We start from the raw sequence: 24981 nt of genomic DNA, 5'->3' as shown, positions 1-24981 counted from the left end.
AACATCGCCTTGCAAACTTGGTAAAAAAGCCGATTTACTTTGTTGTAAAGTTGCTTGTGCAATTTTAATACGCTCAATTGCTTGTTTTAAGTCTAAATTTTCATTTAAACCTTGCTGTATTAACGTTTGCAAATTAGCGTCTGTAAACAAATTTTGCCAAGGTAAATTTGCTAATGTTGCGGTATCTGTTGTGTTCTGATCACGGTATAAATTATCGGTTACAACTTTTGGGCGTTCGTATTTTTGAGTTACACAGGCACTTAAAGCTAATACAGCAAAGCCGATGATGAGAAGTGAATGTTTATATCTTAATTTCATGTGTTTACTATTAATGTTCACGGTTATCAACTTCCGGAAATTCTAATTTTGGTTCAACATCTACACCTTCTATAAAAGGAGATTTATTGCTTACTTTTTCTTGTAAGGTTTGGAAAATGATAAATAGCGCTGGAATTACAAAAATTCCGAAGATAGTACCAATTAACATTCCTCCTACGGCACCTGTACCAATTGATTTATTACCAGCTGCACCAACTCCGCTTGAAAGCATTAGCGGTAACAATCCTAATATAAATGCAAAAGATGTCATTAAAATTGGACGTAAACGAGCGGTTGCCCCTTCAATTGCGGCATTAACAATGCTCATTCCTCTTCGTCTTCTATCTACCGCATACTCTACAATTAAGATTGCATTTTTGGCTAACAAACCAACCAACATAATCAGTGTAATTTGTGTATAAATGTTATTATCCACTCCAAAAATCTTATCGAAAATAAATACACCAGCTAAACCAATTGGTAAAGAGATTAAAACTGCTAATGGCAAAATATAACTCTCGTACTGTGCACATAATAAGAAATAAACAAAGATTACACAAAGCAAGAAGATAAAAATAGTCTGATTACCACCTGCCATTTCCTCACGAGATAAGCCTGAAAATTCATAACCATATCCTGCTGGCAAATGGATAGCTGCCTCTTCTTGCACCGCTTTTAGCGCATCTCCAGAACTAAAGCCTGGTTTTGGCGCTCCTGTTACTGCAAGTGATGTATACAAGTTAAAACGAGAAATTGCTTGTGGCCCGTAAACTCTTTCAAGAGTAATGAACTCCGTGATTGGGGCCATACCGCCTGTATTGTTACGCACATAAATACTGTTTAATGTCTGTTCATTGGCACGGTAAGGTGCATCTGCTTGATACATTACCCTAAACTGTTTACCAAACTTATTAAAGTTTGAGGCATAAACACCACCATAATAACCTTGTAAAACACCTAGAACGTCAGTTACAGTTAAACCAGCTTGCTTAACTTTTGCCACATTCACATCAATTTGATATTGAGGGAAATTTGGGTTAAAAGAAGTGGATGCATATTGGATTTCTGGTCGTTTACTCAAGGCTGCTAAAAATGTATTTCCAACTTCTGTGAATTTTTTAATTTCTCCACCTGTTTTATCTTGTAATTGGAACTCAAACCCTCCACTTGTACCAAAACCTTGAATGGTAGGTGGTGCGAAGAAAATGATTTTTGCTCCTTTTATTTTTGCTGTTTTTGCAAATAGTTCGCCTATAATCGCTTTCACATCACGTTTACGTTGATCCCACGGCTTTAAACGAGAAATTACCATTCCATATGAACTACCACTACCACTGATCATACTTCTACCCACAATTCTTAGCGAATTTTTAACCTCTGGAATGGTGTGAACGATCTCATCAATTTGTGTAATTACAACTGCCGTTTCTTCTTGTGATGTTCCTGCTGGTAATGAAATATCAGACATGATTGTTCCTAAATCTTCATTAGGTACAAATCCTTTTGGAGTGGTATTCATCGTCCAAATTAATATGCCTACGAAAGCTAAAATACCAGCAATAGCTACCCACTTTTTACGAGACAAAAAGCTAACTGACCTTTTATACCGATTCGTCATTAAATCGAATGAGGTATTAAAACCTACATAAAAACGCTGTAAGAAGTTTTTAGGTTTTTCATGATCTTCTGCATGTGGTTTTAATAACAAGGCACACAATGCCGGACTTAATGTTAACGCATTAATTGCCGATAAAATAATCGCGATAGCTAATGTTAAACCGAATTGTTTATAGAATACTCCTGATGAACCTTGAATGAAACTTACTGGAATAAATACCGCAGCCATTACTAAAGTAATTGAAACAATTGCTCCACTAATATCATCCATCGCATCTATTGTTGCTTTTTTGGCAGATTTATACCCATGATCCAGCTTGGCGTGTACTGCTTCGACGACTACAATGGCATCATCTACCACAATACCAATTGCCAGTACCAATGCAAAAAGCGTTAATAGGTTAATGGTAAATCCGAATAGACTTAAAAAGAAGAAAGTACCAATAATCGCCACTGGAACAGAAATAGCAGGAATTAATGTAGAGCGGAAATCTTGTAAGAAAATAAACACTACTAAGAACACCAAAATAAAGGCTTCTATTAATGTGTGCAATACTTTTTCGATGGAAGCATCTAAGAAGTCGTTAACGTTAATTAATGTAGTATAATGAACTCCTTTAGGGAAAGATTTTTGCGCTTCATCTAGCGCCTTAATTGAGTTTTCAATTACTTCTTTCGCATTAGAACCTGCAGTTTGATTAATAGCGATACCTAATGCTGGCTTACCATCAAACTTAACAGAACTTCCATAACTTAATGCGCCAAGCTCAATCCTTGCGATATCTTTTAAGCGAAGAATTTGTCCATTTGCACCAGTTCTAATAATGATGTTACTAAAGGCCGTTTCGTCTTTTAATCTACCTGTATATTTTAAAGTATATTGAAACGATTGCTCACCTTGCTCACCAAATTGCCCTGGAGCAGCTTCAATATTTTGTTCTGCTAAAGCAACACTTACATCATTTGGCACCAAACCATAAGTTGCCATTACATCTGGCTTAAGCCATAAACGCATGGTATAATCCATTTGTCCAAATGCACTTGCATCTCCCACTCCGTTGATACGCTTAATTTGAGGAATGATATTGATGTTTGCATAGTTCTGTAAAAATTTCTGATCATATGATGGGTCATCACTATAAATACCAAAAATCAACACATTACTTGCTTGTCTTTTTGCAGTAACTACTCCAGAACGTGTCACCTCTGCGGGTAGCAAACTGCTTGCTCTAGCCACACGGTTTTGTACATTTACAGCCGCTAAATCTGGGTTTGTACCTAGTTTGAAGTTTACGGTTATGGTTGCAGTACCATCATTACTGGCAGAAGAAGTCATGTAAGTCATGTCTTCTACCCCATTTATTTGCTCTTCGAGTGGAATAACCACACTATTCATCACCACATCTGCATTTGCACCTTGATAAGATGCAGAAACTTGTACAGTTGGTGGTGCAATTTCAGGATATTGAGAAACGGGTAAGGTAATGAGCCCCAGTATACCTAATATTACAATGATAATTGATATTACAGTTGATAAAACTGGTCTATCTATAAATTTCTTAAACATAATTTATATTTACGATGTACGATTTTGATTTTAGATTTAGACAGTCTTATTTCTTAATTTCAGCATACACAGAATCAGTATTTAATTCTTGAGGCTTAATTTTCGTTCCTTCTTTTAAAGATTGAAAACCTTCTAAAACCACTTTATCTCCAGCTTTTAAACCTTTTGTTACGACATAAAATTTGCCTTTAGTAATTTCCATTACTTCTACAGGTGTGTTGACTACTTTAGCAGAATCTCCTAATAGATATACAAATTTCTTTCCTTGTAAATCTGTTGTAGATTTTTGAGGGATTAAAATTACATCGCTAATATGCTGAGGAATGCGAACCATTGCACTTGCGCCATTTTTTAATATCGAATTTGCATTAGGAAAAGTAGCTCTTAAACTAGCAGAACCAGTTGTTGTATTGATCTGCCCATTTATAGCTTCTATTTTTCCATTTTGAGCGTATACTGTTCCATCTGCCAGTATTAAACTAACAGCCGGGATATTTTTCATTTGCTCAGCTAAATTTTTCCCTTTATAGATATTTGAAAAATCGAGTAATTGTTTTTCGTTTAACGAGAAGTATGCATAAATTTTAGAGGTATTAGAAATAGTAGTTAATGGCTGCGCACTTGTGCCACTTACTAAACTCCCTGTTTTAAAAGGCAAGCTGCCTACTACTCCATTCACTGGACTTGTAATTCTTGTATAGCCTAAATTAACCTTTGCGTTTACTAAAGCTGCTTTTGCTTGTGCTAACGCAGCTCTTCTACTTTGTAATGTTAATTGCGCAGATTCTAACTCATATTTACTTATTATATCCTTATCTACAAGTGGTTTAGTTTTATTCACCTGTAATTGAGCCGCATTCACATCAGCTTCTGCACTACTAATTGCAGCGCTTGCTGTTCTAACTTGTTGTTCGTATTGTGGGGCATTAATGGTAAATAACAATTGTCCTTTTCTTACAACAGCACCCTCATCCACATAAATTCTTTCAATAAAGCCATCAACTTTTGGTCTAATATCTACATTCTCAATTCCCTGTATTGTAGCAGGATAATCGGAATCTAGGGTTGTACTCTGTGTATTTACTTCAAAAACAGGATATGGCTGAGGCTCACCTGCTGCTGCAGCTGCTTGTGCTGCTTTGTCATTCTTGCCACTGCAAGAAGCAAGTATAGCTCCTAAAAATAGAATAATTGATAGTCGGATTGTTGTTTTCATGTTATATGGGTGTTGCTTTTGTGTTTCTGTTTTTATTATTGATAGATCATTTCAAAAATCAATTGCTTACGCTCTTTCATTAATTTCAGATATTCTTTATCGTTAATATTATAAAGTGATTTATTGATACAGGTAGTAATTAATGGATAGGCCATTAAAGAGAATAAATTCATTAAAAAATGTCTCGGATCCATTTTTTTTATTCTACCCAGCTCCATTTCTTCTTCTACTTCTGCTAAAAATTTTCGAATTCTATTTTTCTTTTCATCTGGGACGGCTTTCTCTGTACGCTTAGATTCCGTAACTACATATATTTCTCTGTAGGGAAACTTAATGGCTTGATCCATAAAAACAGTAATCAAACGATGTACTTTTTCTTTAAATTCTAGTTTAGCTGAAAAAACTGATTCCAATTGCGCCGACATTTCTGCTCTAGCCTCCTCTGCAACCTGTTCAAATAGAATATCGCGTGATCTAAAATAGTAATTAACTAGCGTTCTATTTACCCCTGCTGCATCTGCAATATCTTGTGTAGTAGCATGGAATTTCCCTTCAGAAAAAAAAATCTGCTTTGCGGTATCTTTAATTAATTGCTCTGTTCCTGTATCTCTCTGCGCCATTTACAATTGTGTTTAACATTTTTGTTAAACGCCAAAAGTAGATATATAATTAAACCCATACCTTTTCTATCAAAAAAGTAGCTGATTTATGACAAATGATTGATAAATTGAAGAATTTAAGGAGATGTGATTTGATAAATCTGGCCTCTGTTTCCAGTTAGTAGAATTAAGTTACCTCTTTTCGCCTTTTGTATAGCATTAAAATTTAACGTAGAAATGTTAGTCCAGTTTTTACCTCCATCGGTAGAAACATCGGTACCAGAAGAACCCGTAGCAAAGCACAATTGATCAGTAATATATTCTACTGCAGAACGATAGCCACTCACAGATTTTTGTGGTTTAGACCACGTTTTACCGCCATTGGTAGTAAGTACTGCGTTGTTTGTACTTTCTTTATCTTTTAAATAATTACCACCTACTGCAATTCCTTTTTTTGCATCGTAAAATGCAATTGAAAATGGCCCTGTACTACTTTCGCCTTGTATAATTGGGCAATCGTACACTTTCCATTTATGACCATAATTGTTTGAATAATAGATTTTAGATGTAGAACCTCCACTCGCAATCCACACCTTTCCGTCTCTACTGGTTCTTATGGTTGTTCCACTTGCAGCAAAACCAGCTTCACCAACCTTTAAATCCTTTTTTAAGTTTCCTGAGATATCTTGCCACGTCAAACCACCATCAGTAGTTTTTAAGAGCTGCATTTTATTGTTAATCGGGTCTCCAAAAATAATTCCTTGTTGTGCATCCCAAAAACCCATTCCATCTAAAAATATAGCCGAATCTGTGTTTTTATAAACTTCTCTCCAACTCTTTCCTCCATCAATAGTAGAAAGAATATAGGCTGGAGAACCTGCGTTTACTACAATTGCTTTTAACTGATCAAAGGCTTCAATATCTCTAAAGTCTAATTTTTCATATCCTTTTGGTTGAGTCCATTCCCAAGTTTTACCACCATCTAAACTTTTGCCAACCTGTCCATTACTTCCACTTACCCACGCTACGGAATCAGATACGATTGATAAACCACGCATGCTTGTATTTTTGCCAGATGTTAATGGTTTTAGCGTATAACTTTGCGCATAGCTGATGGTAGAGAAAAGCAAAAGGAACCAGAAAATGTTCTTCATAATAGCGTTATTAATTTCAAATAAACAATTGAAGGTAAGAAAAGTTATTTTACTCTTTTCCAACTTTCAGACCTACCAATTATAGAAATACCAATATAACCTCTGATATTTAACTGTCCATTTTCTTTTAGTGATAAATTGCAGCTATAAGTTTTACCTGTTTTAGGATCATAAATTGTTCCATCAGTCCATTTTCCATCCTCAAAAACAAAATTCTTTAAAATCTCTAATCCCATCACTGGTCTCGAACGCAAACTTACATTTGGGTTTTTTATATCCAATTTCGGTTTACCATTATCATCGTTCGGATCTTTAATCCAAACTAGTTTACCGCTATATTTATCAGCTTTTTTATAGATTTCTATTTGGCCTTCGCCCGAAGGATTAAGCCATTTCCCTAAAATATCGTCTTTTTTTTGTGCAAAAACGGAGAGCGTACAACTAACAAATACGAACAATAAAGATAGGTTCTTGAACATAGGAATAGCTTTTAACTGTTCATAAAGTTAACGAATAGGATTTGAAAATAAAATTTACGATTTAACTAGAACTAGAAAATAATGCTGTAGTCAATTCATTATTCTGAAAAACCTGAATTTTGTAGTGGGTAAAAATGAGCATTAAGGTTCGTTGAAGGTTCTAAATCATCAGGTAAAATTTCTGCATGAAATCCTCTATCTTTTAAGAATTGGATGATTGATTCAGCATTTACCGAACCATTGGAGCATTCAATCCGGAGAATTAGATCGCAATCTTCTAAATCGAAATTTGCCAAATATTGGGTAAAGTTTTCATGTAATTGATCAATCAACCCTTTGGCATCATCGCAATTTGCTACATCTGTTTTAAAAACTTCAACCATGATTTACTTTTTATTAACCTGTCGATCATCCTTTCTATTATTTAGACCATCGACAGGCAAAACGTTACAATTTTGTAAGAGGATTTTGAAAAGAAATTTATTGAATAGGTTTTGATAGTAATAATCCAGCATAGTTTTTACGGTATGCATAGGCTAAAAACAGGTTTGCAACAATTAATAATAATGCACTTGGCAAATTCTTAGGTTCATCAAGAAACGCATGAAAACATAAAATATTAACTGTAATTGGAAATAATACTACCGTTGCCAATGGCGCCCAAAAATTAGTAAGCAGTAAAATACCACAAATCAATTCGATAACTTTTAATAAAGTCATAAAATAATTTACAGACATCAACCCAGTCATAAAAGCTGTTGCAGCAGGTGTCATTGGTGGTTGCTCCATCGGAATTTTAAAAAGAACCACAACAGCAGCAAATACAAACATTAAGCCTAGTAGACTTCTAACAATGATAATTGCGATTTTCATAGTATTTAGTTTTTAAGTTTATTACAAGATACTTCATTTTTAAAAATCATCTTGAAAGTTTAAATCGAAAATTTTTAATATTTCTATTAGGACTTAAATCAATCAACCAATTTAAGCGCTATATTATTTAACTGATGTACATGCCTTTGTGTGTGATAAATCACAAAATAGATAGCTTCCAATCGTGTTAAAAACCCATAACCCGGTAATTCGAATGCTAAGCACATTTGAGTAAGGTCTAATGTTTCTATCTCTTTGAGAATATCTTTTTTAATTCCTTTTATGGTTCCCAATAAATCTTCCTTATTATACTTTTTGTCTTCTGGTAAGATAAAATCTGGAGATTTCATTTTTATACCGAAGTTTAGAAAATCAGCTTTAATTCTAGGAATTAATTCGTCTGCAGCCCTATCGCTAGGTTTAACAGCAGCATTTAAAACTCCTGCAAAACCGCCACTAGATAATATAATATGTTGAACTACCTGGCCAGCTGTCCAGCTATTTGGAAAAGGAATTCTATTGAAATTTTCTTGTTCAATTAAGGAGATTGCTTTTTCTAAATCAGAAAAGGTTGTATTGAAATCAGTTTGAACTTGTGTTGTTGCTATCATAAATTAGAAATTGAATTACATGTATTTCATTGCATCGTAATTTAATAACCTACGCCATAATGCGATTTGGCCAATGCAATTTGCTTCGCGATAAATAGTAAAAGAAATCATTTCAAACAAAGGGAAACTCATATCAGGAAATTCTAGTATTTTATCTAATTGTTCTTCGGTAACTTGCATGAGTTTCTCTCTTAAAATTGGAGTGATTTTTTCCCAATCCTTTTTAAAATCAGCTAACGCTGGATAGGTTTCATCATCTTGAATGCCTTTGAAATTTGCAAAAAGTTCGTGAGCTGTTTGTTTAAGATCTAGCCCTAATAAATTAGCTAATTCGTACCTTCCTTGTACTAAACTTCCGCTAATCCATGCGATGTGGTTAGCTTTTGTGTTTAAACGTTGATGTGCATCTTTATCAGAAATGCCATCAATTGCATTACCAAAATAGGTAGTATGCATATCATACAATACGATGAGAGCGAATAGGCGATTGCTTACTGGTTTGATTTCCATTTTTCAATTGATTTAAGGTTATACTAAGATATGACAACTTTAATTGGAAAATGGTTGGTGAAAAAGTCAACATTAGGGGGCATTTAAGACAAGGTTATATGCGCCTAGAATTCATGTTAAACTCGTCATTCCCGTGAAAACGGGAGCGAACAAGATTAGGATACGTGTAGCTAACCCGTTCGTCTTTTCGAGCGCAGCTGAGAAATCTTTAAATTATATAGAAAGATTTCTCCATTTCGCTGCGCTCCAGTCGAAAGGACGAGCAAGATTGGGATTCATATTTATCCTTTGTTTACAAAAACTAATTTTTCTCCCTTTTTGGTGGTTAGGTTAACAATTCCGTTTACTGCTTTAATCTGCTTTCCTGATACGGTAAAGTTCCCTTTGGGCAATTTTAGGTTTAATTCTCCGCCTTGTTCGGCAAAAACTGTAATGTTATCAGCTTTGCTATTTTTATAATCGGCACTAATTAAAAATGCTCCTTGTGCTCTTAAATCTTTAAAAGAACACTCTTTCCAAATACTTGGTAGTGCTGGAAAAACTTCGATATACCCATTTCTACTTTGCAACAATAATTCATTTACACCTTGTGCAAACGCAAAATTTCCTTCTAATGTAAACGGACGATAGGTAAAGCCTGAATATTGCCCACCTTTTTGATCTCCATTTAGGTGAAAACTGTTTGGCGAACAGAAGTTTGAAGCAAAGATTTGCAATTGTTTAAGCGCTTTATCTGGTTGGTAAGCTCTTGCATATAAGGATGCCATCCAGCTGAAAGAATACCCGCACCAACCACGTGTTCCTTTGGCTTCTAATTGTTTATATGAATTATCAATGCGAATTTTATCTTCTGGTCTGTTATAATCTAACAACGCTAATGGATAGATAGCCATGTATTGCGACATGTGGCGATGAGATGAAGTAAGATTTTGACCAGGCGCAATTGTAAATCCTGTTTCGTTCACCTCATAATCTGGCAGTTGATTAGCGATAGTTTGCCAGTGTGCTGCTCCTTTTTTATCGCCTTTGGCTAATGATACTTCTTTTGCCGCTTTAAATAAAAACTTAGCTAAGCCTAAATCGAAATTACTCCAGTTTTTAAACCAAGCGCTTATGGCGTTATCGTTATATTCTGGACTAGAACTTAGGGGCAACATCCTTACTCCATCTTTTAAAAAGGTAATATTCTCTAAAAAAGTAGCTGATTGTGTGATGTAAGGATAAGCTTGTTCATTTAAAAACTGTTTATCCATACTGTATTTCCATTGCCAATAAAAATGTTGCGAACACCAAGCGCCCACTGTGGGGCTCATTGAATATTGTATCCATCCACCCATTGGATAACCGTTTAAAGTAACCACACCAGGTATATTTAAACCAGCTACGCCGAAATATGCTTTCGTATATTTTTCACTTTCGCCTCTAACTTTCCACAACCAATCGGTAAAGGTTTTACCCTCTGCCAAGTGGTTTGAAGTATAGGTTGGCCAATAGCTTAACTGGGTATTTAAATCGTTATGAAAATCTCCTTTCCAAGGTGGCAAGTTTCCATTATCGGCTGTCCAAACCGCTTGCAAAGTTATGGCTGGCGCTCCTTTTCTTGCTACAGAACCTAATTTGTATTGCTCTAAATAATATTGTTTTTGCACTAATTCATCAGGGATAGAAATGGAAGATTTGTTCCAAAAATTCGCCCACCATTTGATATGTGTATCCCAACCAGTTGGTTCTTTAGCTGCTGCTGAAATAGGCGGAATTGTTGCTGTAGCATCTTTAGTTACCGTCCATGAACCTATAATATGATTGTTTATTTTTTGCCATGTGATTAATACTTCGTAAAAATGTCCATCGGTCATTGGTTGCCTGTAACGGATGATATTTGATGTTTTAGTTACATCGCCTTTGGCATAACCTAACTTTTGTAAACCTTCGCCAGAATGACTATTATCACTCGCTATTTTTTCATTGCCAGCATAATTATGAACGATTAATTCGGGTAAAATAGCTGTGTTCTTCAGGTTTTCGAAACCAAAAAAACCTTGATTCCTTGTCGCGTGGATATAACAGTTAAATACGACGCCATTTTGAAATTTTACAGTATTTAATGCAGTTTTGATATCTAAAACATTCGACACCACTTTACCTAAATTACTAATATTAAATTCAATAGCTGCTGCTGGGATTTTAGTTGGTGTGGTTTGGTGATACGGTTCATCTAATGTTTTTTGAACAATGCCATATTCCTTTTTATCCACCTGATTTTGTACCCATTTCCAATTATAAATATTCAGATCTGGTTGTGCTTTGCGTTCGTCCCATAAATCTGCTCGGTCTAATGAAAGGCGTAATTTATCATTCTTGCCCCAAACCAAAGCGCCCAACATCCCATTACCTAAGGGCATAGCTTCATCCCATTTCGCTGCTAATTGACCAAAACTGAGATTGTATTTACTTAAGTTTTGCGCAAAGCTAAGGTGGTAAGCAAAGCTGATTAATAGAATAAAGGTTAATTTTTTCATGGTTTTATTTATAAAAGGATCATTTATAAAGCGTTTCGTCATTGCGAGCCACGAAGCGATCTTACAACACCTTTAGGATGTAACCATAGCTTTAAGATTGCTTCATGCCTCGCAATGACCAGTTAAATTAACTAATTCAGTGGAGGAAAATTATAAGGTTTCCATTGCGGATAAACTGATAATTCTTTAGTAGTTGCATCGCTTATGGTTACACCCCAAGTATTCCAAAATGGCGCTAAGTTTCTCTTCACAATGTTTGAATAGGTTTTAACCCACAAATCTCGTTTTTGCTGATCGTTTAATCTGCCAATGGTAGCTCCCATTTTTTGGTAGGCGATAAAGAAAGATTTAAAGCTTTCCCATCCAAAACCTTCTTGCATTTGACGGAACATAATTAATCCTAAAAAAGGATCGCTTTTCCATTTATCATAACTTGGGCCTTCTGCGAAATACTTTTTCATTTGCTTTTGGGTATTTGCATTAGAAATAGCCGAATGTGCATTATCTCTGCCTCCAATCAATCTATCGAACATGTATAAAGAGAAAAAGTTATTACTTACCTCTGTTGTACCACCAAAAACCCAATTCAAGTTTTGCATGTTATGTCCAATTTCATGAAAAAAGCCCCAGTTAGCTCCTCCTCCACTTGGTTTCATCAATAAAGATGGATCAGCCATGATTTCATTAGACAACATATGCTTACTTGGAGAATGATGGATCATAATTGGGTAACCACTATGCATATAACCACCACCAATTTGCTCATCTGGTACTAAACGTTGCGCTCTGTAAAATGGTAAAGGCATTTGCGCTAATTCCATTTCCCCACCAACAATTAAGTCCCACAATTTCATCACATCATCTGGGTTTTTAATGGTTTGTAAAACACTATCTGGTAAAGTTAGAATTACATTTTGTGTCGCCATTTCGCCCCAAGGCGCTTTATTGTTTTTTAACTGAGCTTGCCAATCGCTTTGAGAAGTTTTACCCAATATAAAAAGCGGCGCTGTAACCGCATGACTGATTTTAAAATCAATACTTCTACTTTCTCCTTTTGGTTTAATATCGATATAAATCAATCCGCCAAATGGCGATGTTAAATAGTTTTTACCAATTACTAGTTTTTGCTTTTTAGTGATGATAGGCATACGACGCCAATCTTCTTTACCTGCAACCCAATAGTTTAATCTATCGCTATGCGCACCAATTTGAACCGATAAATCATTTACGTTTGTTCCTTTTGGCACATCAACTTCTATATATTCACCAGCAGCAGCGTATAAACCTGTACTGTACATTACATCACTATCGTAACCAGAATAACCTAAAGTAGATACAACAGATACTAAACTATCGGCTATTTTCTGATGCGTGATCGCTACAGGCTGACTTACAAATTTGTATCCTTCTTTAACCGAGCCTGGGAAATTAGCCGAGGAAGGTTGTGCTTTAATGTTTTTGTAATCTGTGCTTTTTAAAACCTGATCACTCCATTTTGATATTTCTTTTCTAAAAACAGTATCATTTTTAGAAAGCGTTTGTTGGGGTGTAATTAACACCGTTGCGGGGTCTTTTGTCGCATCTTGGGCAAAGGTGGTTAATCCTGTAGCCAGTAAGGCAATTGTAAATAAGTGTTTCATTTGTGTGTTTTATGTGTTTTGTTATATTTTCTTCAATCGGAAAACTTTGGTTTCGTGTGGTGCTACCTGACCAGCCCACTTATTACCTTTTCCTATTACTTTATGTTGCCATAAATCTCTGATTTGATACTTTTCGTTCAGACCTAAATCAGCAAAGTTTATTTTAGCATTTTGTGTATCGCCTGCTTTGTTTAAAATTGCAATTGCATAATCGCCATTGGCTAATGGTCGAACGAAAACATCCCAAATTTCATTCTTTAGTTTACGTTCAGCTTGTTTGCCTAACGCATCTTGGTTTAAGGCAATTACTTCCTCATTTGTGAAAATAGTTTATGCTTCATCATCCATTTTACGAATGTCGCAGCTCGCATACAATGGTGAATTGAGCATGGAATATAAACTCATCTGACTTTGGTATTCTGCCTGTGTGCAACCTTTACCATTAAAGGCAGATGACGGACCTTTCACGCCGTGTAGACCCGCTACCAACATATCGCCATCATTCCATTTTCCTGGCCCTGAGTATTGCGCCAACCCAGCATTTTTATCTACCACATTGTAAATTCCAACACCACCCTTACCTTCACTATCTATCCATTTATCTCTAATATCGTAGGTAGTTCGCCAGCTTTGTCCGCCAACTTCTGCACCCCAATTCCAAGGTTCTCGTGGACCCCATTCGCAAATTCCTAATAAAATTTCTCTACCTGATTTGCGTAATGCTTGAGCCATTTTTCCATAACGGATTTTTGCTGTGGCAACATCTTCAGGGGCATTGCAATAATCGTATTTCAGATAATCTACCCCCCAAGATGCAAATGTTTTGGCATCTTGATTTTCGAAATTAAAACTAGCGGTAAAACCCCCACAAGTTAGTGGTGCAGCATCAGAATAAATACCTAGTTTCATTCCTTTACTATGTAAATAATCTGCTAGTGATTTAATTCCTGACGGGAACTTTTTAGGATCAGCAATGATGTTATTTTTATTATCACGACCTCCTTGCCAACAATCGTCTAAGAAAATATAGTGATAACTGGCTTTCACCATTCCACTTGCAACCATAGCATCAGCCATTTCCTTAATATCTTTTTCATTCGGATTTTCAGACATGATGTTCCAACTCATCCATCCCATTGGTGGCGTTGGTGCTAATTTTACTTTTTGTGCAAAAGTGATTGTACATACTAAAAGCAGAGCAATAACTAACTTCATCTTCATTTTACAATCCTTTAAATAAAGTGGTTGATAAATAGATTTTGTAATCTTTAATTCGCCCATTGGCATTATCTTGTCTTGGCAATAGTTTAATGCTGCCTATTTCGTAGTTTTTACCTAAATCTAATACCAATTGATGTGGTGGTTTTGGCGAACGATTTTCCCATTCGGTGTGCCAAACGCTTGTAAATTGCAAGTCGAAAACATTTACCGCACTTCCATCTTCGCCTCCTATTTCTTCGCTATCTGCAAATACTACTTTCCAATTGGTTCGAGGTATTTCATTGCCATTTTTATCGTATACATTAATTTCGGCAATGGTAGTAAACGGCTGACCTTTTTGTTCTGAAAGTGCATCTAAAGCAATGTATCTTGCTAAAGTTGGTTTTGCGCTTACGGTTTGCCATTTATTGTTATTTTCGAAAGTACCTTCTGCCCAAGCTGTTAAATTGGTTGCATCCCATTTTTGTTTAGCATTTCTGTGTTTTTCTGGCTGTGGCTCATTTACTTGATCTAATATCGGATGATCTAAGAAAGTTAATTCTGGTTTAGCCGAACCATATAAATCAAAAACAATCACTTCGTTAGCTCCTTTTTTCAACCAGCTTTCTGGTACCAGCATGGTTTGCGTTGGTCCAATACTCCAAAAACGACTTAAACAATGGCCATTTACCCAAACCAAACCTTTGTTCCATTTACTTACATCCAAATAAGTGTCTTCGATAGTATTTACGTTAAAAGTGCCTTTGTAAAAACCTGCTTCTGGTTTTTGTTTAGCATATGCCTGATATTTAACTGGAATAGTAACATCTCCCAAGCGAATTGGATAGTTTTTCCAATTTTTGATTTCAGTCTTTTTGTTCGCACCAACTAAAAATACACGCCCATGGATACCTTTTCTATCGTGCATATGTCCGCCGTAATTTACACGACCAGTTGCTTCTACTAAAACGGAAAGTTGTGCGGCTTTTGCCCTTGCTGGGATTTCTAAACTGTATTTGCTTTTTCTTCTATCTAAACTTCCTATTAATTTGTTATCGATATACACCAACGCGTAATCGTGAATTTCATCAAAAGTTAACTTTGTTTTTGCACCTGCCGGGATAGTAGATTTATATAGCACACAACCAAAATCTTGATTCAAATCCTCCATCAACATGGTGGTGTCACTTAACACAGGTTTTGGCAAATTTTGATTTAAACTAGCAAATGCTGTGAATTTTACAGGCGCTAAGGTTTGGAATTTATGTTTTGCAGGAACTTCAGGTAAAGTTTCTCCCTCTTGTAAATACTGTCCAAATAATTCTCGTAGTGCATAAAATTTTTCTGTCGGATTTCCTGCTTCATCAATCGGGGCATCGTAATCGTAGCTACTCGTTTGTGGTAAATACGGTGGTGCATTTGCACCGCTATACGTGCCAAAAGTTGTTCCTCCATGCACCATATAAATACTGAAAGATGCTTTTTGATCTAACATGTACTTCAATTCATTTACAATTCTTTTGGTATCGCCTGTATGGTGTGGGCGACCCCAACTATCAAACCAACCTGGATAATATTCTCCGCTCATTAATGGTCCAGTAGGCTGAATTGCTCTCAATGCTTTAAAATTTGCTTCAGGATTACTACCGAAGTTTACAACCGCAAATAAACCATCAGGATGATCTGCCTTTAATTGAGATGGTCCATCGCAATGAAACAAGGGAACAGTAAATCCAGCTTCTTGTAAATCAGCTTTAATGATGTTCATGTAGGCTTTATCGTTGCCATAACTACCGTACTCATTTTCTACCTGAACCATTAAAATATTGCCGCCTTTATTAATCTGTAATGGGGCTAATTCTTTCCCAACAGCCATTAAGTATTTTTTGCTACGCTCTAAGAAATACGGATGTTGTGTGCGTAATTTTATCGATTTATCTTTCAATAACCACCACGGGAAACCACCAAACTCCCATTCTGCGCAAGAATAAGGTCCAGGTCTTAAAATCACATATAATCCTTCTTCTTGTGCTATTTTGCAAAAGGTTTTCGCATCAGCTTGTCCGCTCCATGTAAATTGATCTTTTTGATTTTCGTGCATATTCCAAAAAAGATACGCACAAACTGTATTTAAGCCCATTGCTTTGGCCATCTTTAAACGGTCACGCCATTCCGCTTTCGGAATACGAGCAAAATGCATCTCACCGCAGCGAATTACATAAGGTTTACCGTTTAGTTCAAAGTTTTCGGTGCCAATTGCAAAAGTCTTTGCTTGTTGGGCTTTTCCTTCGCTACTAAGAAATAGTGCGAGGGCGATTATTAGTAGTTTAAAACTCTTCATTACGCTATAAAGTGATGATCAAAATTAAGGATGAGCAAAAGACACCAGACAATGTCTGATTTAGTATTCTACATGGTAGTCTTTTTTAAATGGCTGACCGCTCCATGCTTTTTTTGCTGTCCAATCCTCTGCAGGTGCAGTCCAAAACACATTATCCGCAGGTAAACCTAAAGGTAAAAATCCAAGTGTTGCCATGTACAAGCTGCCCGTAGACGTATATCCATCGGCGATGCCAGGTTGCGAACCACAAAAACCTAAAACTAACCAGCCATCTTTATCAAAATTATTGCATTGATCGAACATGCGGTGCATTACAGTAGTTACACCACTACGAACTTGTGCAGGGCTAATTTGTGAAGGCAATTTATTCATCAGCGCAACTTGTCCTAATGCTTGAAATACTGCAGTACGATAGGTAACAGATCTTCCCATTGCAGGGTATGTACCCTCTGGACTAATAATTCGCTCAGAAAACTCTGAATAACGCGTCATGCGCTTTACAGCAGTATCGTACATTTCTACATTAATTCTTTTTTTATCTGAAAGTACTTTGAAAAAATCAACTAACATCGGGTGAATTACGTAAGAGTTATAGTAATCCATGCTAAAACTTGGGCCATCACTGTACCAACCATCTCCTTGATACCATTCTAAAATTTTTCTTTTTGCAAATTCTATGCGTACTGGATCTGCTTGTTCACCAATACTCATTAAGAAAACTTCATCAATTCCTGCAAAAAGTAACCAGTTGTTATACGCTCCTGTACGTGTACGTAAAGCCTTAAATTCTTCAACAACTCTTGCTTTAGTTACCGGATCTAAGGGTTCCCATAAGGCTTTTGGTGCTCTTAAAAATGCTTGAGCCATATAGGCTGCATCAACTATTGGTTGACTTTCAGTTCTAAAATTCAGGTAATCTGGGTTTGCTGGATCAACAGCATTTGCAATACCTTTTAAAAGTGCAGTTCGTAGCGTTTTACGCATCTGACCTTCTTTAGTATCATCATCTGGCAACGCTAACCATGGCGCAACACCAGCCATTGTACGTCCAACAGCTTCAAGGTAAGTCACCTTTTTAAAGAAGTCTGGTTTTAGTCCTGGAGGTACTTCTACAGGCATATTCTTTTTTAAGGTGCTGTTTGAAAGGTTTAAGATGACAGGGGAAGACATTTTGTATAGTAAATTTACCCAATACTCACGATCTTGAGCTCCAGTAACTACAGTGTTTTGCTTGGTTTTCTTTTGAGATTGTGCTTGAGTAACAGCTTGAGCGCTAACAAAAATTAGCGTCGTTAAAAACACATGTTTAAGTTTATTCATTTGATGTGGTTCTTTATTTATTTAGTACTGATTTCAAAAAATCTATTTGTTCCTGATGAAATATCAACAGTAAACTTTATTGACTGTGGTGTTTTACCTTTATACACCATAGTAGAAGGAATTAAAGCATGAGTTGCACCATCTCTAACTACCAATTTTTTCTGATTAGCATTCTTTATTTTCTTAGTTATAGTTGTCCATTTCAACTCTACAACTTGTTGTTTTGAGGCAGCAGTTCCGTTGTAAACTGTTTTAATAAACACATTCTTTTTATCATTTAAGTATAAAGGAAGCATTTCACTACCCGCTAAAAGGAAAGCGCCTACGCCATATACATCAGTATCTTCGTAACCCACTTTATCAGGTGCAGCACCTTGAGCTTGTACAAAGCCTAATTTTCCATCTGGGTGTACAGAAGTGGTTAAGGCTAACCAAGCTTTACTCACTACAGGCAGGTATTTCTTTTCAGATATCAATCCGTTGTTAATGCCCCATGCCATCGCATAGCAGATAAATCCTGTTCCACTTGTTTCTTTTGAAGGGTAGCTTTCAGGATCTAGTAAACTAGCATGCCAGCTTCCATCTGGCTGTTGGATAGCTGCTAGTTTAGCAGACATATCAATAAATAAACCTTCTAACTTTTTACGTTCTGGATGATTTTTTGGCAGTACAGAAAGTATTCTTACCAACCCACCTATTACCCATCCGTTACCACGACTCCAAAATACTTTGGTACCATTTTTTTCCTTCTTATTAAAATAACGACTGTCTCTATAATACAAGTTCTCGTCTTTATCATAAAGGTATTCGGTTGTTTTATTCCATAATTGTACAGACTTATCTAAGTATTTAGAATCTCCTGTTGCTTCAGTTAAATAACCCAATGCTGGTGGCCCCATGAATAAGGCATCGCACCAAGCCCATTCTCTTAAATGGATATTTTTTTTCCATTCTAAACCTTCGGTATGCGGCAATTGAGTAATAGTATCTGCTAGCGCTTTAAAATCGGCAATGTACTTTGGATCTTTATAAATCGTATACAATTGAGAATACAGTTGCCCTACGCAATAATCATCTGCAAAATGACGGTACTTTCCTATTTCCCATTTATTGTCTTCTCCAACTTTAATCAATTTGTGATAATAGGTTTCGTCGTTTGCTAATTTAGCCCATGCCATCATGCCAGTGTACATAGCACCACTGGTCCAGTCCTTTTTTGGATTTTTCCATCCTACTGTTTCTAAGCTTTTCCATTGCCAGTCGGCCACTTTTTTCATTTGATAGAAAATTGAGTCGCCATTTAAGGCACTCGGTTGACTTTGAGCAATTGCTACATGAATAGAAAAAACACCTAGAAGAAATAAAATTGTTCGTTTAATCATTTTGGTTTAATTCGGTTATGAGCTTCCAAAATAAACATGTAATTTCTTTTATAAGATTAAATCACAACACAAACGTTTGTTTTTTTCTTCAATTGAACCATTCAATCTTTTACACGTTGAGTAAGATTGCCAATTAAGGGTGTCAATTTATATTATCTATTGTAATTCAATGTTATACAAGAAGTATTTTTCAATTATCAGCTCGCTTTATTAATTTAAATTTACCTAAAATCAAACGTTTGTGTTGATAAAAATTATAACGCCCGATTTTATGATGATATATACACCCAAAGCTACCTAGTTATATCTCCATCGTACCAAGTTCGTGTCTTAGTCGCCCTTTGTCCAGGTAAATCTAGATTTCGAGCATATTGATAGCACTAAAACATAATCATCTGGCGAAGCATGGGTGAAGTATTCTCGAACCAGACTAGAACAAAAGTCGCGGTAAGGTCGCCGTAATGTCGCCATAACGTCGCGGTAATGATTAGGAAATATTTTTGAATTTGGGCAAAATTGGTTGCCAATTGGAGGGGTTTTTTAAAGATACGAATTGCTGAGCAAAAAGGCTAGGTTTTCGAATTATAATGCTCTAGATATGTGAAAAACTATTTGATAAAATTAGTGTAAAGAGCGACCATTGTTTGTTTTAAAACATTATTCATACCATCGGTATATATCGGGTTGCAACCATTTGTGATCACCACAAAACCAAACTTATCCTCTGGCTGAAAAAACATTGCACTATATAAACCGTATGCTGATCCAGTATGACCTTTCATTACTTTTCCAGGAATCAAATCATCAACCGTACGAATAGCTAAGCCATATCCTTCTTCATCAGATAATTTAGTCTGCATAATTTTTGAATACTTTTTTGATATGATTCTTTTGCCTTTGTAATTCCCATAATACATGTGCATGGTCATATACTTAGCTAAATCTGTTGCAGAAATTTTCATACCACCAGTTGGCGAAAAAATTGGTGTACTGTATCCCATAACATAGTTTTTTATTTCTTCTCTACGGGGCGCATAAGCTGTAGGTGAAGCAGTAAATTGCTTTGTTTTTCCATTGTATTCATACAGGGTTGCAAATAAATTAGTATCTAATGAATCGACACAGTAACCTGCATTTAAGTTTAGTGGTTTTAAAATATGATTTTTTACATAGCTATCAAAACGCTCTCCTGATTGTTTTTCGATAATTGTTCCGATTAAATTATAGTTTAAGTTGCAATATTTATAACCTGTACCTGGTTCATAATCGCTGTAACATTTTGCCCAATTAGGATTTTTGTCTGGATTAATAACATCAAGGTTTAAATAACCTTCACTATCGTTTAAGCTTGAGCGGTGCGACATGGCCATTTTAAGTGTGATTATGGTTTCCGGAAATTTTGGGTTTCTGATTTTAAACCCAACAAGCTTACTCATATCATCATCTAAAGAGAGTTTGCCAGCCTTTATTAATTGCATTATAGATGTTGCCGAGAAAGATTTAGATATAGAGGCAATTCTGAAAATATCTTGATCTTGGAGTGGAGTGTTTTGCTCGATATTTTTTAAACCAAAAGAATGTGTATAAATAACTTCGCCCTTTTTTACAACAGCTACGCTCATGCCCACAACTTCAAGTTGCTTCATAATTTGCTGTATTTCGGTTTCTGCCTTCTCTGCTTGGCTAAAACCATTAAAAACGAAGGATATTACGAATAGAAAAGTTAAAAAATAAGGAGAAATTGCTTTTATCATTACTTATAAATTAGTTTAATAAACTTAAACATTTTGGATAAAAGTTAAGTGATATCGTTTAAATGTTACAAGGATTCTAATTATTGTTGGCAATTTTTTTAATGATACCGTCTAGTTCATCGGCTGAGGTTCTCATATGAGCCAAAAGCTCAAGCTGATTAGTATTAGCTTCTGTATTTTCAAGCAATTCTACTAGGGAAATTATTCTAGCAAGAGGTGTACGTACTACATGCGACTGTAACCAACTGATATCCTGAAGCTTTCTGTTCTTCTGCTCAATTTGTTCCACATATTTATGTTGGTCACTAACATCACGTTGGATGCTAATCCACCTGATAAGCTCACCATGCTCGCCGAAAACAGGTGTAAGACTAACGCTTACGTAATAATGCTTTCCATCTTTAGTATAGTTAACTAATTCGACCTTTGCAGAAGTCCGCGTTTCGATAGCTGACTTTAGCTTTAAGAGCTCTACCTGACTAGTATTACTACCGTGAAGAATATCTGGATACTTACCGATTAATTCTTCTCTAGAATAACCAGACATTTCTACCATTGCCTGATTCACATAAATAATAATTGGGGATGGAGTTGAAGCATCTGTAATGAGTACTCCATCTGAGGTATTTACCACCACCGACTCCAATAGCTTAGACCACTCCTCTTCTCTTTTCCTATTTGTAATATCTTGCATTGCCCCAATCATTCTATAAGATTTACCAGCCTCATCAACCATCACAAATCCCCTGTCAAAGATATTCTTATACGTTCCGTCTCCGCATAGGAATCTATACTCATCCGTCCATCTGGAAATCCCTTCCGAGATATGCCGTCTGAATTTTTCATAAACCCTTTCTCGATCTTGTGGATGAATATTTCCCACCCACCAAGTAAAACTAGTTCGCTCTGCAGAAGGATACTTTAAGATTCCGTTGACAGCTTGGTTCCATAAGATAGTTCCTTGAGGGATGTCGTAATCCCAAATCACATCACTTGTGGCTTTAGACACGATATTGAATCGTTCTACATTTTCTGCTACTCTTTGATCAGATATAATCCTCTCGGTAATATCCTTAGATGTACAAACAATTCCAGCAACAGCAGGATCATCAAATAGATTGGTTGCTCTAGTTTCAATCCATAACCACCCTCCAGTAATGTCTTTATAACGATAGGGAGATAACTGAATAGTTTTTTGTTTCCATATCATTGCAGCTTCTCGTTCTATCTTTGCTAAATCGTCTCTATGTATAAAATCAAATGCTCTTTTTCCAATGAAGAATTCTGGCGAAACACCAAACACTCTTTGCGAAGCAGGACTAACATATTTATACTTAAACTCCTTATCTATAATAGTAATCATGTCAGAACCATCTTGCACAAGTGCCTTAAAGCGACGTTCGTTAGTAAGAAGTGCTTGTTGCACTTCAAATTTTTCGGTAACATTCATCGCCAGCACTACTCTTGCAGGAATACCTCGATAAGTAATCGCATTACTAGCTATTTGTACATAGATCATCTTTCCTTGCTTAGTCAGATGTCGAAATACATTTCTAAAAAAAGCTCCTGTCTTTGAATTTTCCTTTACGATATTCCTGACTTCATCTACATCTTCTAGAGGTCGAATCTGCATAATATCCATTGAAAGAAATTCCTCTTTTGTATAACCGTACTCTAAAGTTGCAGCAACATTCACGTCTAAAAAACGTAAACTTTTCACTTCAAATACCCACATAGGCACAGGGGATAATTCAAAAAGGCTGTATAGATCAGTATTATTCATATTCGGCAACTTATCAGAAGAATCAGTCTCTTCTTGTAAGTTAGTGAATGTTCCAGAAATTATCTAAAGAAAACAGGATTAAATCAACAAAAAAGTGAACCAACATGATCTAGTTTAAAAGACCGAATAGGATTTAAACTACACATTACACTAAAAAACCTTCCCATATGAGAAGGTTTCTGTTGTACCCTCGGAGAACTTTATATTGAAAGATTTAATTGACAATTTAGAAGAAATAGCGGGTTTGGACACTCGAGAAGAAGATCGTGAGATACAATGGTAGATTAATCTATAATTATGCTAAATTTTACTTATAAACAAAAAGTTGCTTATTATAGTAAAATATTCTAACAGAAAGATGATATCGAAAAAAAAACAAGCGGAACTAGATCGATACAGATCCATATCATTAGCTACTATAGATTATCTGCTCAAACTTAATGGTGGAATGATTGTATACGACGGGGACGATTTTATGACTGAGTTCTATAACATTCAAAAAATAGAAACAGAAAAATATCATCATGAAGGGAAATTAGATCGTCTTAAAGCTAGGCTTACTCAACAAATCAATTCATTGCAACGTATGGTTGATTTAGATTTCGAAGCCTACATCAAAACAACAACTGGATTCGATATCGACATCTTTGATGCCTTGCGAAAACGGGTTAACATCATTATCGAGAACAAAGCAATTCGCAATGACAAAGAGATGAGTGATATTTTCACAATGCGTAGGTATTACGAACTAACATTGAAAAATAAAAAAGAAAACAAAATATTGAATTCACTTATCATTGAGTATTCTAAAAAGTCGACAAGAAAAAACACGGGACATTCACATGTAATTAATAGAGTAGAAAAAGATGGAATCGAAGAAGTGAGAATGATGTCTTATACTGGTCCAAAGCTTAAACATTATAAAGAACAGGAAGAGCTGTCGCCAGATGGAAAGCTTAAGTTATCAGTGACACAGTGGAGCGCAGGAGGTACTAATTCGACGACAATATCAGTTACGTTTCCCAAGACCCACGGGGAAATTTACAGAGTAGACGATATTTGTCCAGATATAACGGCCTTTTGGAAAGACTATCAAACCGTTGTGATAGAAACCAGAAAAGATTATCTGGCATATCCAAAATTCAAACAATTGCGAAGTTTCGATAACGTAATAAATATCGAATACGTTGAAAGATAAACTAAAAAAACTTCCCATATGGGAAGTTTTGTACCCAAGAGGAGATTCGAACTCCCACACCCGTAAGGGCGCCAGCCCCTCAAGCTGGTGCGTCTACCAATTTCGCCACCTGGGTAAGCGGTTGCAAATATATCAATCTAGTTCAAAACTCAAACCATCATAAGCTAATTTGATGTGATTAGGTAATTCTTTTTCAATATCTGCATGCAGGCCTAAGTTATGGCTCATGTGTGTAAAATAAGTTTTTTCAGCTCCAGCTTTGTTGGCAAAAGCAATTGCCTCATCTAATGTAAAATGAGAAATATGCTCTTCTTTTTGTAAAGCGTTTATAACTAAATATTTACTGCCTTTTATTTTTGTTAATGATTCTTCAGAGATTGTTTTTGCATCCGTGATATACGTAAAATCCTTAAATCGATAACCTAGAACTGGGAGTTTATAATGCAAAACGTCAATTGGAGTTATACTTGTTTCGCCAACTTTAAAAGGTTTATCGTTGACTGTATGCAGATTTATTTGCGGTAATCCATGGTATTTGATATCAGCAAAAATATAAGAAAACTCTCTTTTTAAAGCTTCTTGTACTCTTTCAGCTGCATAAATATCTATTTTCTTTTTAAGGATATAATTAAAAGGTCTAATGTCATCTAAACCCGCAACATGATCTTTATGTTCATGAGTAAATAAAATAGCATCTAAATCTTTAACACCTGCTCTCAGCATTTGGTATCTAAAATCAGGTCCACTATCAATTACTATAATTTTATCGTCAGTTTCTACCAACACCGAAACTCGTAATCTTTTATCACGTTTATCGGCAGATAGACATACCGAACAACTGCATCCAATTACTGGGATGCCTTGTGATGTACCCGTACCTAAAAATGTGATTTTCAAAAT

General features: G+C 35.8%; 21 protein-coding genes and 1 tRNA gene. 1 reads left to right on the top strand and 21 read right to left on the bottom strand.

The annotated features are described in order from the left end of the window. The 19 genes from WC622_RS01160 to WC622_RS01070 form a co-directional block, all read right to left on the bottom strand. The coding region (locus tag WC622_RS01160; RefSeq protein ID WP_372816467.1) for a TolC family protein at positions 1-318 on the bottom strand (318 nt) is incomplete at its 3' end. A 10-nt stretch (positions 319-328) separates the two neighbouring features. Next, positions 329-3502 (bottom strand): efflux RND transporter permease subunit, encoded by a 3174-nt coding sequence (locus WC622_RS01155; RefSeq protein ID WP_372816465.1) that lies wholly within the window; start codon positions 3500-3502, stop codon positions 329-331. Positions 3503-3548: 46 nt separating this feature from the next. After that, positions 3549-4718: an efflux RND transporter periplasmic adaptor subunit gene (locus WC622_RS01150; RefSeq protein WP_372816464.1), complete on the bottom strand. Its 1170-nt coding sequence runs from the start codon at positions 4716-4718 to the stop codon at positions 3549-3551. Between the two features lie 35 nt (positions 4719-4753). Further along, positions 4754-5338: a TetR/AcrR family transcriptional regulator gene (locus tag WC622_RS01145; protein WP_372816462.1), complete on the bottom strand. Its 585-nt coding sequence runs from the start codon at positions 5336-5338 to the stop codon at positions 4754-4756. Positions 5339-5454: 116 nt separating this feature from the next. After that, positions 5455-6471 (bottom strand): WD40/YVTN/BNR-like repeat-containing protein, encoded by a 1017-nt coding sequence (locus WC622_RS01140; protein WP_372816460.1) that lies wholly within the window; start codon positions 6469-6471, stop codon positions 5455-5457. A 44-nt stretch (positions 6472-6515) separates the two neighbouring features. Continuing rightward, entirely contained in the window at positions 6516-6950 is a 435-nt protein-coding gene (locus tag WC622_RS01135; RefSeq protein ID WP_372816459.1) for a DUF2147 domain-containing protein, read from the bottom strand. 98 nt (positions 6951-7048) lie between these two features. Further along, the gene (locus tag WC622_RS01130; protein WP_372816457.1) at positions 7049-7333 is read right to left on the bottom strand and encodes a hypothetical protein; all 285 of its coding nucleotides are present in this window, start codon (positions 7331-7333) and stop codon (positions 7049-7051) included. Between the two features lie 97 nt (positions 7334-7430). Further along, a complete protein-coding gene (locus WC622_RS01125) occupies positions 7431-7823 on the bottom strand; it encodes a DoxX family membrane protein (RefSeq protein WP_372816455.1) in 393 nt (130 codons plus the stop codon). 98 nt (positions 7824-7921) lie between these two features. After that, entirely contained in the window at positions 7922-8434 is a 513-nt protein-coding gene (locus tag WC622_RS01120; RefSeq protein WP_372816453.1) for a DinB family protein, read from the bottom strand. A 15-nt stretch (positions 8435-8449) separates the two neighbouring features. Then, positions 8450-8944: a DinB family protein gene (locus WC622_RS01115; protein ID WP_372816451.1), complete on the bottom strand. Its 495-nt coding sequence runs from the start codon at positions 8942-8944 to the stop codon at positions 8450-8452. 281 nt (positions 8945-9225) lie between these two features. Further along, entirely contained in the window at positions 9226-11463 is a 2238-nt protein-coding gene (locus WC622_RS01110) for a glycosyl hydrolase family 95 catalytic domain-containing protein (RefSeq protein WP_372816449.1), read from the bottom strand. Positions 11464-11594: 131 nt separating this feature from the next. Next, positions 11595-13103 carry a M60 family metallopeptidase gene (locus WC622_RS01105; protein ID WP_372816448.1) on the bottom strand — a complete coding sequence of 503 codons (1509 nt, stop codon included), beginning with the start codon at positions 13101-13103 and terminating at the stop codon, positions 11595-11597. Positions 13104-13124: 21 nt separating this feature from the next. Continuing rightward, positions 13125-13409 carry a hypothetical protein gene (locus WC622_RS01100; RefSeq protein ID WP_372816599.1) on the bottom strand — a complete coding sequence of 95 codons (285 nt, stop codon included), beginning with the start codon at positions 13407-13409 and terminating at the stop codon, positions 13125-13127. 24 nt (positions 13410-13433) lie between these two features. After that, the gene (locus WC622_RS01095; RefSeq protein WP_372816446.1) at positions 13434-14324 is read right to left on the bottom strand and encodes a glycoside hydrolase family 27 protein; all 891 of its coding nucleotides are present in this window, start codon (positions 14322-14324) and stop codon (positions 13434-13436) included. 1 nt (position 14325) lies between these two features. After that, complete coding sequence (locus WC622_RS01090) at positions 14326-16644, bottom strand: beta-galactosidase (RefSeq protein WP_372816444.1); 2319 nt, start codon at positions 16642-16644, stop codon at positions 14326-14328. Between the two features lie 60 nt (positions 16645-16704). Next, positions 16705-17964 carry a DUF2264 domain-containing protein gene (locus WC622_RS01085; protein ID WP_372816442.1) on the bottom strand — a complete coding sequence of 420 codons (1260 nt, stop codon included), beginning with the start codon at positions 17962-17964 and terminating at the stop codon, positions 16705-16707. A gap of 17 nt (positions 17965-17981) precedes the next feature. Then, positions 17982-19346, bottom strand: coding sequence for a glycoside hydrolase family 105 protein (locus WC622_RS01080; protein ID WP_372816440.1), 1365 nt, complete (start codon positions 19344-19346; stop codon positions 17982-17984). Positions 19347-19954: 608 nt separating this feature from the next. Further along, the gene (locus WC622_RS01075; RefSeq protein ID WP_372816438.1) at positions 19955-21100 is read right to left on the bottom strand and encodes a serine hydrolase domain-containing protein; all 1146 of its coding nucleotides are present in this window, start codon (positions 21098-21100) and stop codon (positions 19955-19957) included. A gap of 76 nt (positions 21101-21176) precedes the next feature. Beyond that, positions 21177-22883, bottom strand: a complete 1707-nt coding sequence (locus WC622_RS01070) for a PAS domain S-box protein (protein ID WP_372816436.1) — start codon at positions 22881-22883, stop codon at positions 21177-21179. A 358-nt stretch (positions 22884-23241) separates the two neighbouring features. On the opposite strand from WC622_RS01070, the gene WC622_RS01065 reads away from it, so the two are divergent. After that, positions 23242-24081, top strand: a complete 840-nt coding sequence (locus WC622_RS01065) for a hypothetical protein (RefSeq protein WP_372816435.1) — start codon at positions 23242-23244, stop codon at positions 24079-24081. Between the two features lie 31 nt (positions 24082-24112). Here WC622_RS01065 and WC622_RS01060 read toward each other — a convergent pair. Together WC622_RS01060 and WC622_RS01055 are read right to left on the bottom strand one after the other, a co-directional pair. Continuing rightward, positions 24113-24196: transfer RNA gene (locus WC622_RS01060), tRNA-Leu, on the bottom strand. Positions 24197-24213: 17 nt separating this feature from the next. Continuing rightward, on the bottom strand, positions 24214-24978 hold the full coding sequence (locus tag WC622_RS01055; protein WP_372816433.1) for an MBL fold metallo-hydrolase: 765 nt from the start codon (positions 24976-24978) through the stop codon (positions 24214-24216). Between the last annotated feature and the right edge of the window lie 3 nt (positions 24979-24981).

Source organism: Pedobacter sp. (assembly GCF_041662865.1).
GTDB lineage: Bacteria > Bacteroidota > Bacteroidia > Sphingobacteriales > Sphingobacteriaceae > Pedobacter.
This window is presented reverse-complemented; position numbering and strand designations above follow the sequence as displayed.

What these genes read in the sequence shown, in the direction of transcription:
- WC622_RS01155 (WP_372816465.1), bottom strand. Translation starts at nt 3,502, where the DNA reads ATGTTTAAGAAATTTATAGATAGACCAGTTTTATCAACTGTAATATCA.
- WC622_RS01150 (WP_372816464.1), bottom strand. Translation starts at nt 4,718, where the DNA reads ATGAAAACAACAATCCGACTATCAATTATTCTATTTTTAGGAGCTATA.
- WC622_RS01145 (WP_372816462.1), bottom strand. Translation starts at nt 5,338, where the DNA reads ATGGCGCAGAGAGATACAGGAACAGAGCAATTAATTAAAGATACCGCA.
- WC622_RS01140 (WP_372816460.1), bottom strand. Translation starts at nt 6,471, where the DNA reads ATGAAGAACATTTTCTGGTTCCTTTTGCTTTTCTCTACCATCAGCTAT.
- WC622_RS01135 (WP_372816459.1), bottom strand. Translation starts at nt 6,950, where the DNA reads ATGTTCAAGAACCTATCTTTATTGTTCGTATTTGTTAGTTGTACGCTC.
- WC622_RS01130 (WP_372816457.1), bottom strand. Translation starts at nt 7,333, where the DNA reads ATGGTTGAAGTTTTTAAAACAGATGTAGCAAATTGCGATGATGCCAAA.
- WC622_RS01125 (WP_372816455.1), bottom strand. Translation starts at nt 7,823, where the DNA reads ATGAAAATCGCAATTATCATTGTTAGAAGTCTACTAGGCTTAATGTTT.
- WC622_RS01120 (WP_372816453.1), bottom strand. Translation starts at nt 8,434, where the DNA reads ATGATAGCAACAACACAAGTTCAAACTGATTTCAATACAACCTTTTCT.
- WC622_RS01115 (WP_372816451.1), bottom strand. Translation starts at nt 8,944, where the DNA reads ATGGAAATCAAACCAGTAAGCAATCGCCTATTCGCTCTCATCGTATTG.
- WC622_RS01110 (WP_372816449.1), bottom strand. Translation starts at nt 11,463, where the DNA reads ATGAAAAAATTAACCTTTATTCTATTAATCAGCTTTGCTTACCACCTT.
- WC622_RS01105 (WP_372816448.1), bottom strand. Translation starts at nt 13,103, where the DNA reads ATGAAACACTTATTTACAATTGCCTTACTGGCTACAGGATTAACCACC.
- WC622_RS01095 (WP_372816446.1), bottom strand. Translation starts at nt 14,324, where the DNA reads ATGAAGATGAAGTTAGTTATTGCTCTGCTTTTAGTATGTACAATCACT.
- WC622_RS01090 (WP_372816444.1), bottom strand. Translation starts at nt 16,644, where the DNA reads ATGAAGAGTTTTAAACTACTAATAATCGCCCTCGCACTATTTCTTAGT.
- WC622_RS01085 (WP_372816442.1), bottom strand. Translation starts at nt 17,964, where the DNA reads ATGAATAAACTTAAACATGTGTTTTTAACGACGCTAATTTTTGTTAGC.
- WC622_RS01080 (WP_372816440.1), bottom strand. Translation starts at nt 19,346, where the DNA reads ATGATTAAACGAACAATTTTATTTCTTCTAGGTGTTTTTTCTATTCAT.
- WC622_RS01075 (WP_372816438.1), bottom strand. Translation starts at nt 21,100, where the DNA reads ATGATAAAAGCAATTTCTCCTTATTTTTTAACTTTTCTATTCGTAATA.
- WC622_RS01070 (WP_372816436.1), bottom strand. Translation starts at nt 22,883, where the DNA reads ATGAATAATACTGATCTATACAGCCTTTTTGAATTATCCCCTGTGCCT.
- WC622_RS01065 (WP_372816435.1), top strand. Translation starts at nt 23,242, where the DNA reads ATGATATCGAAAAAAAAACAAGCGGAACTAGATCGATACAGATCCATA.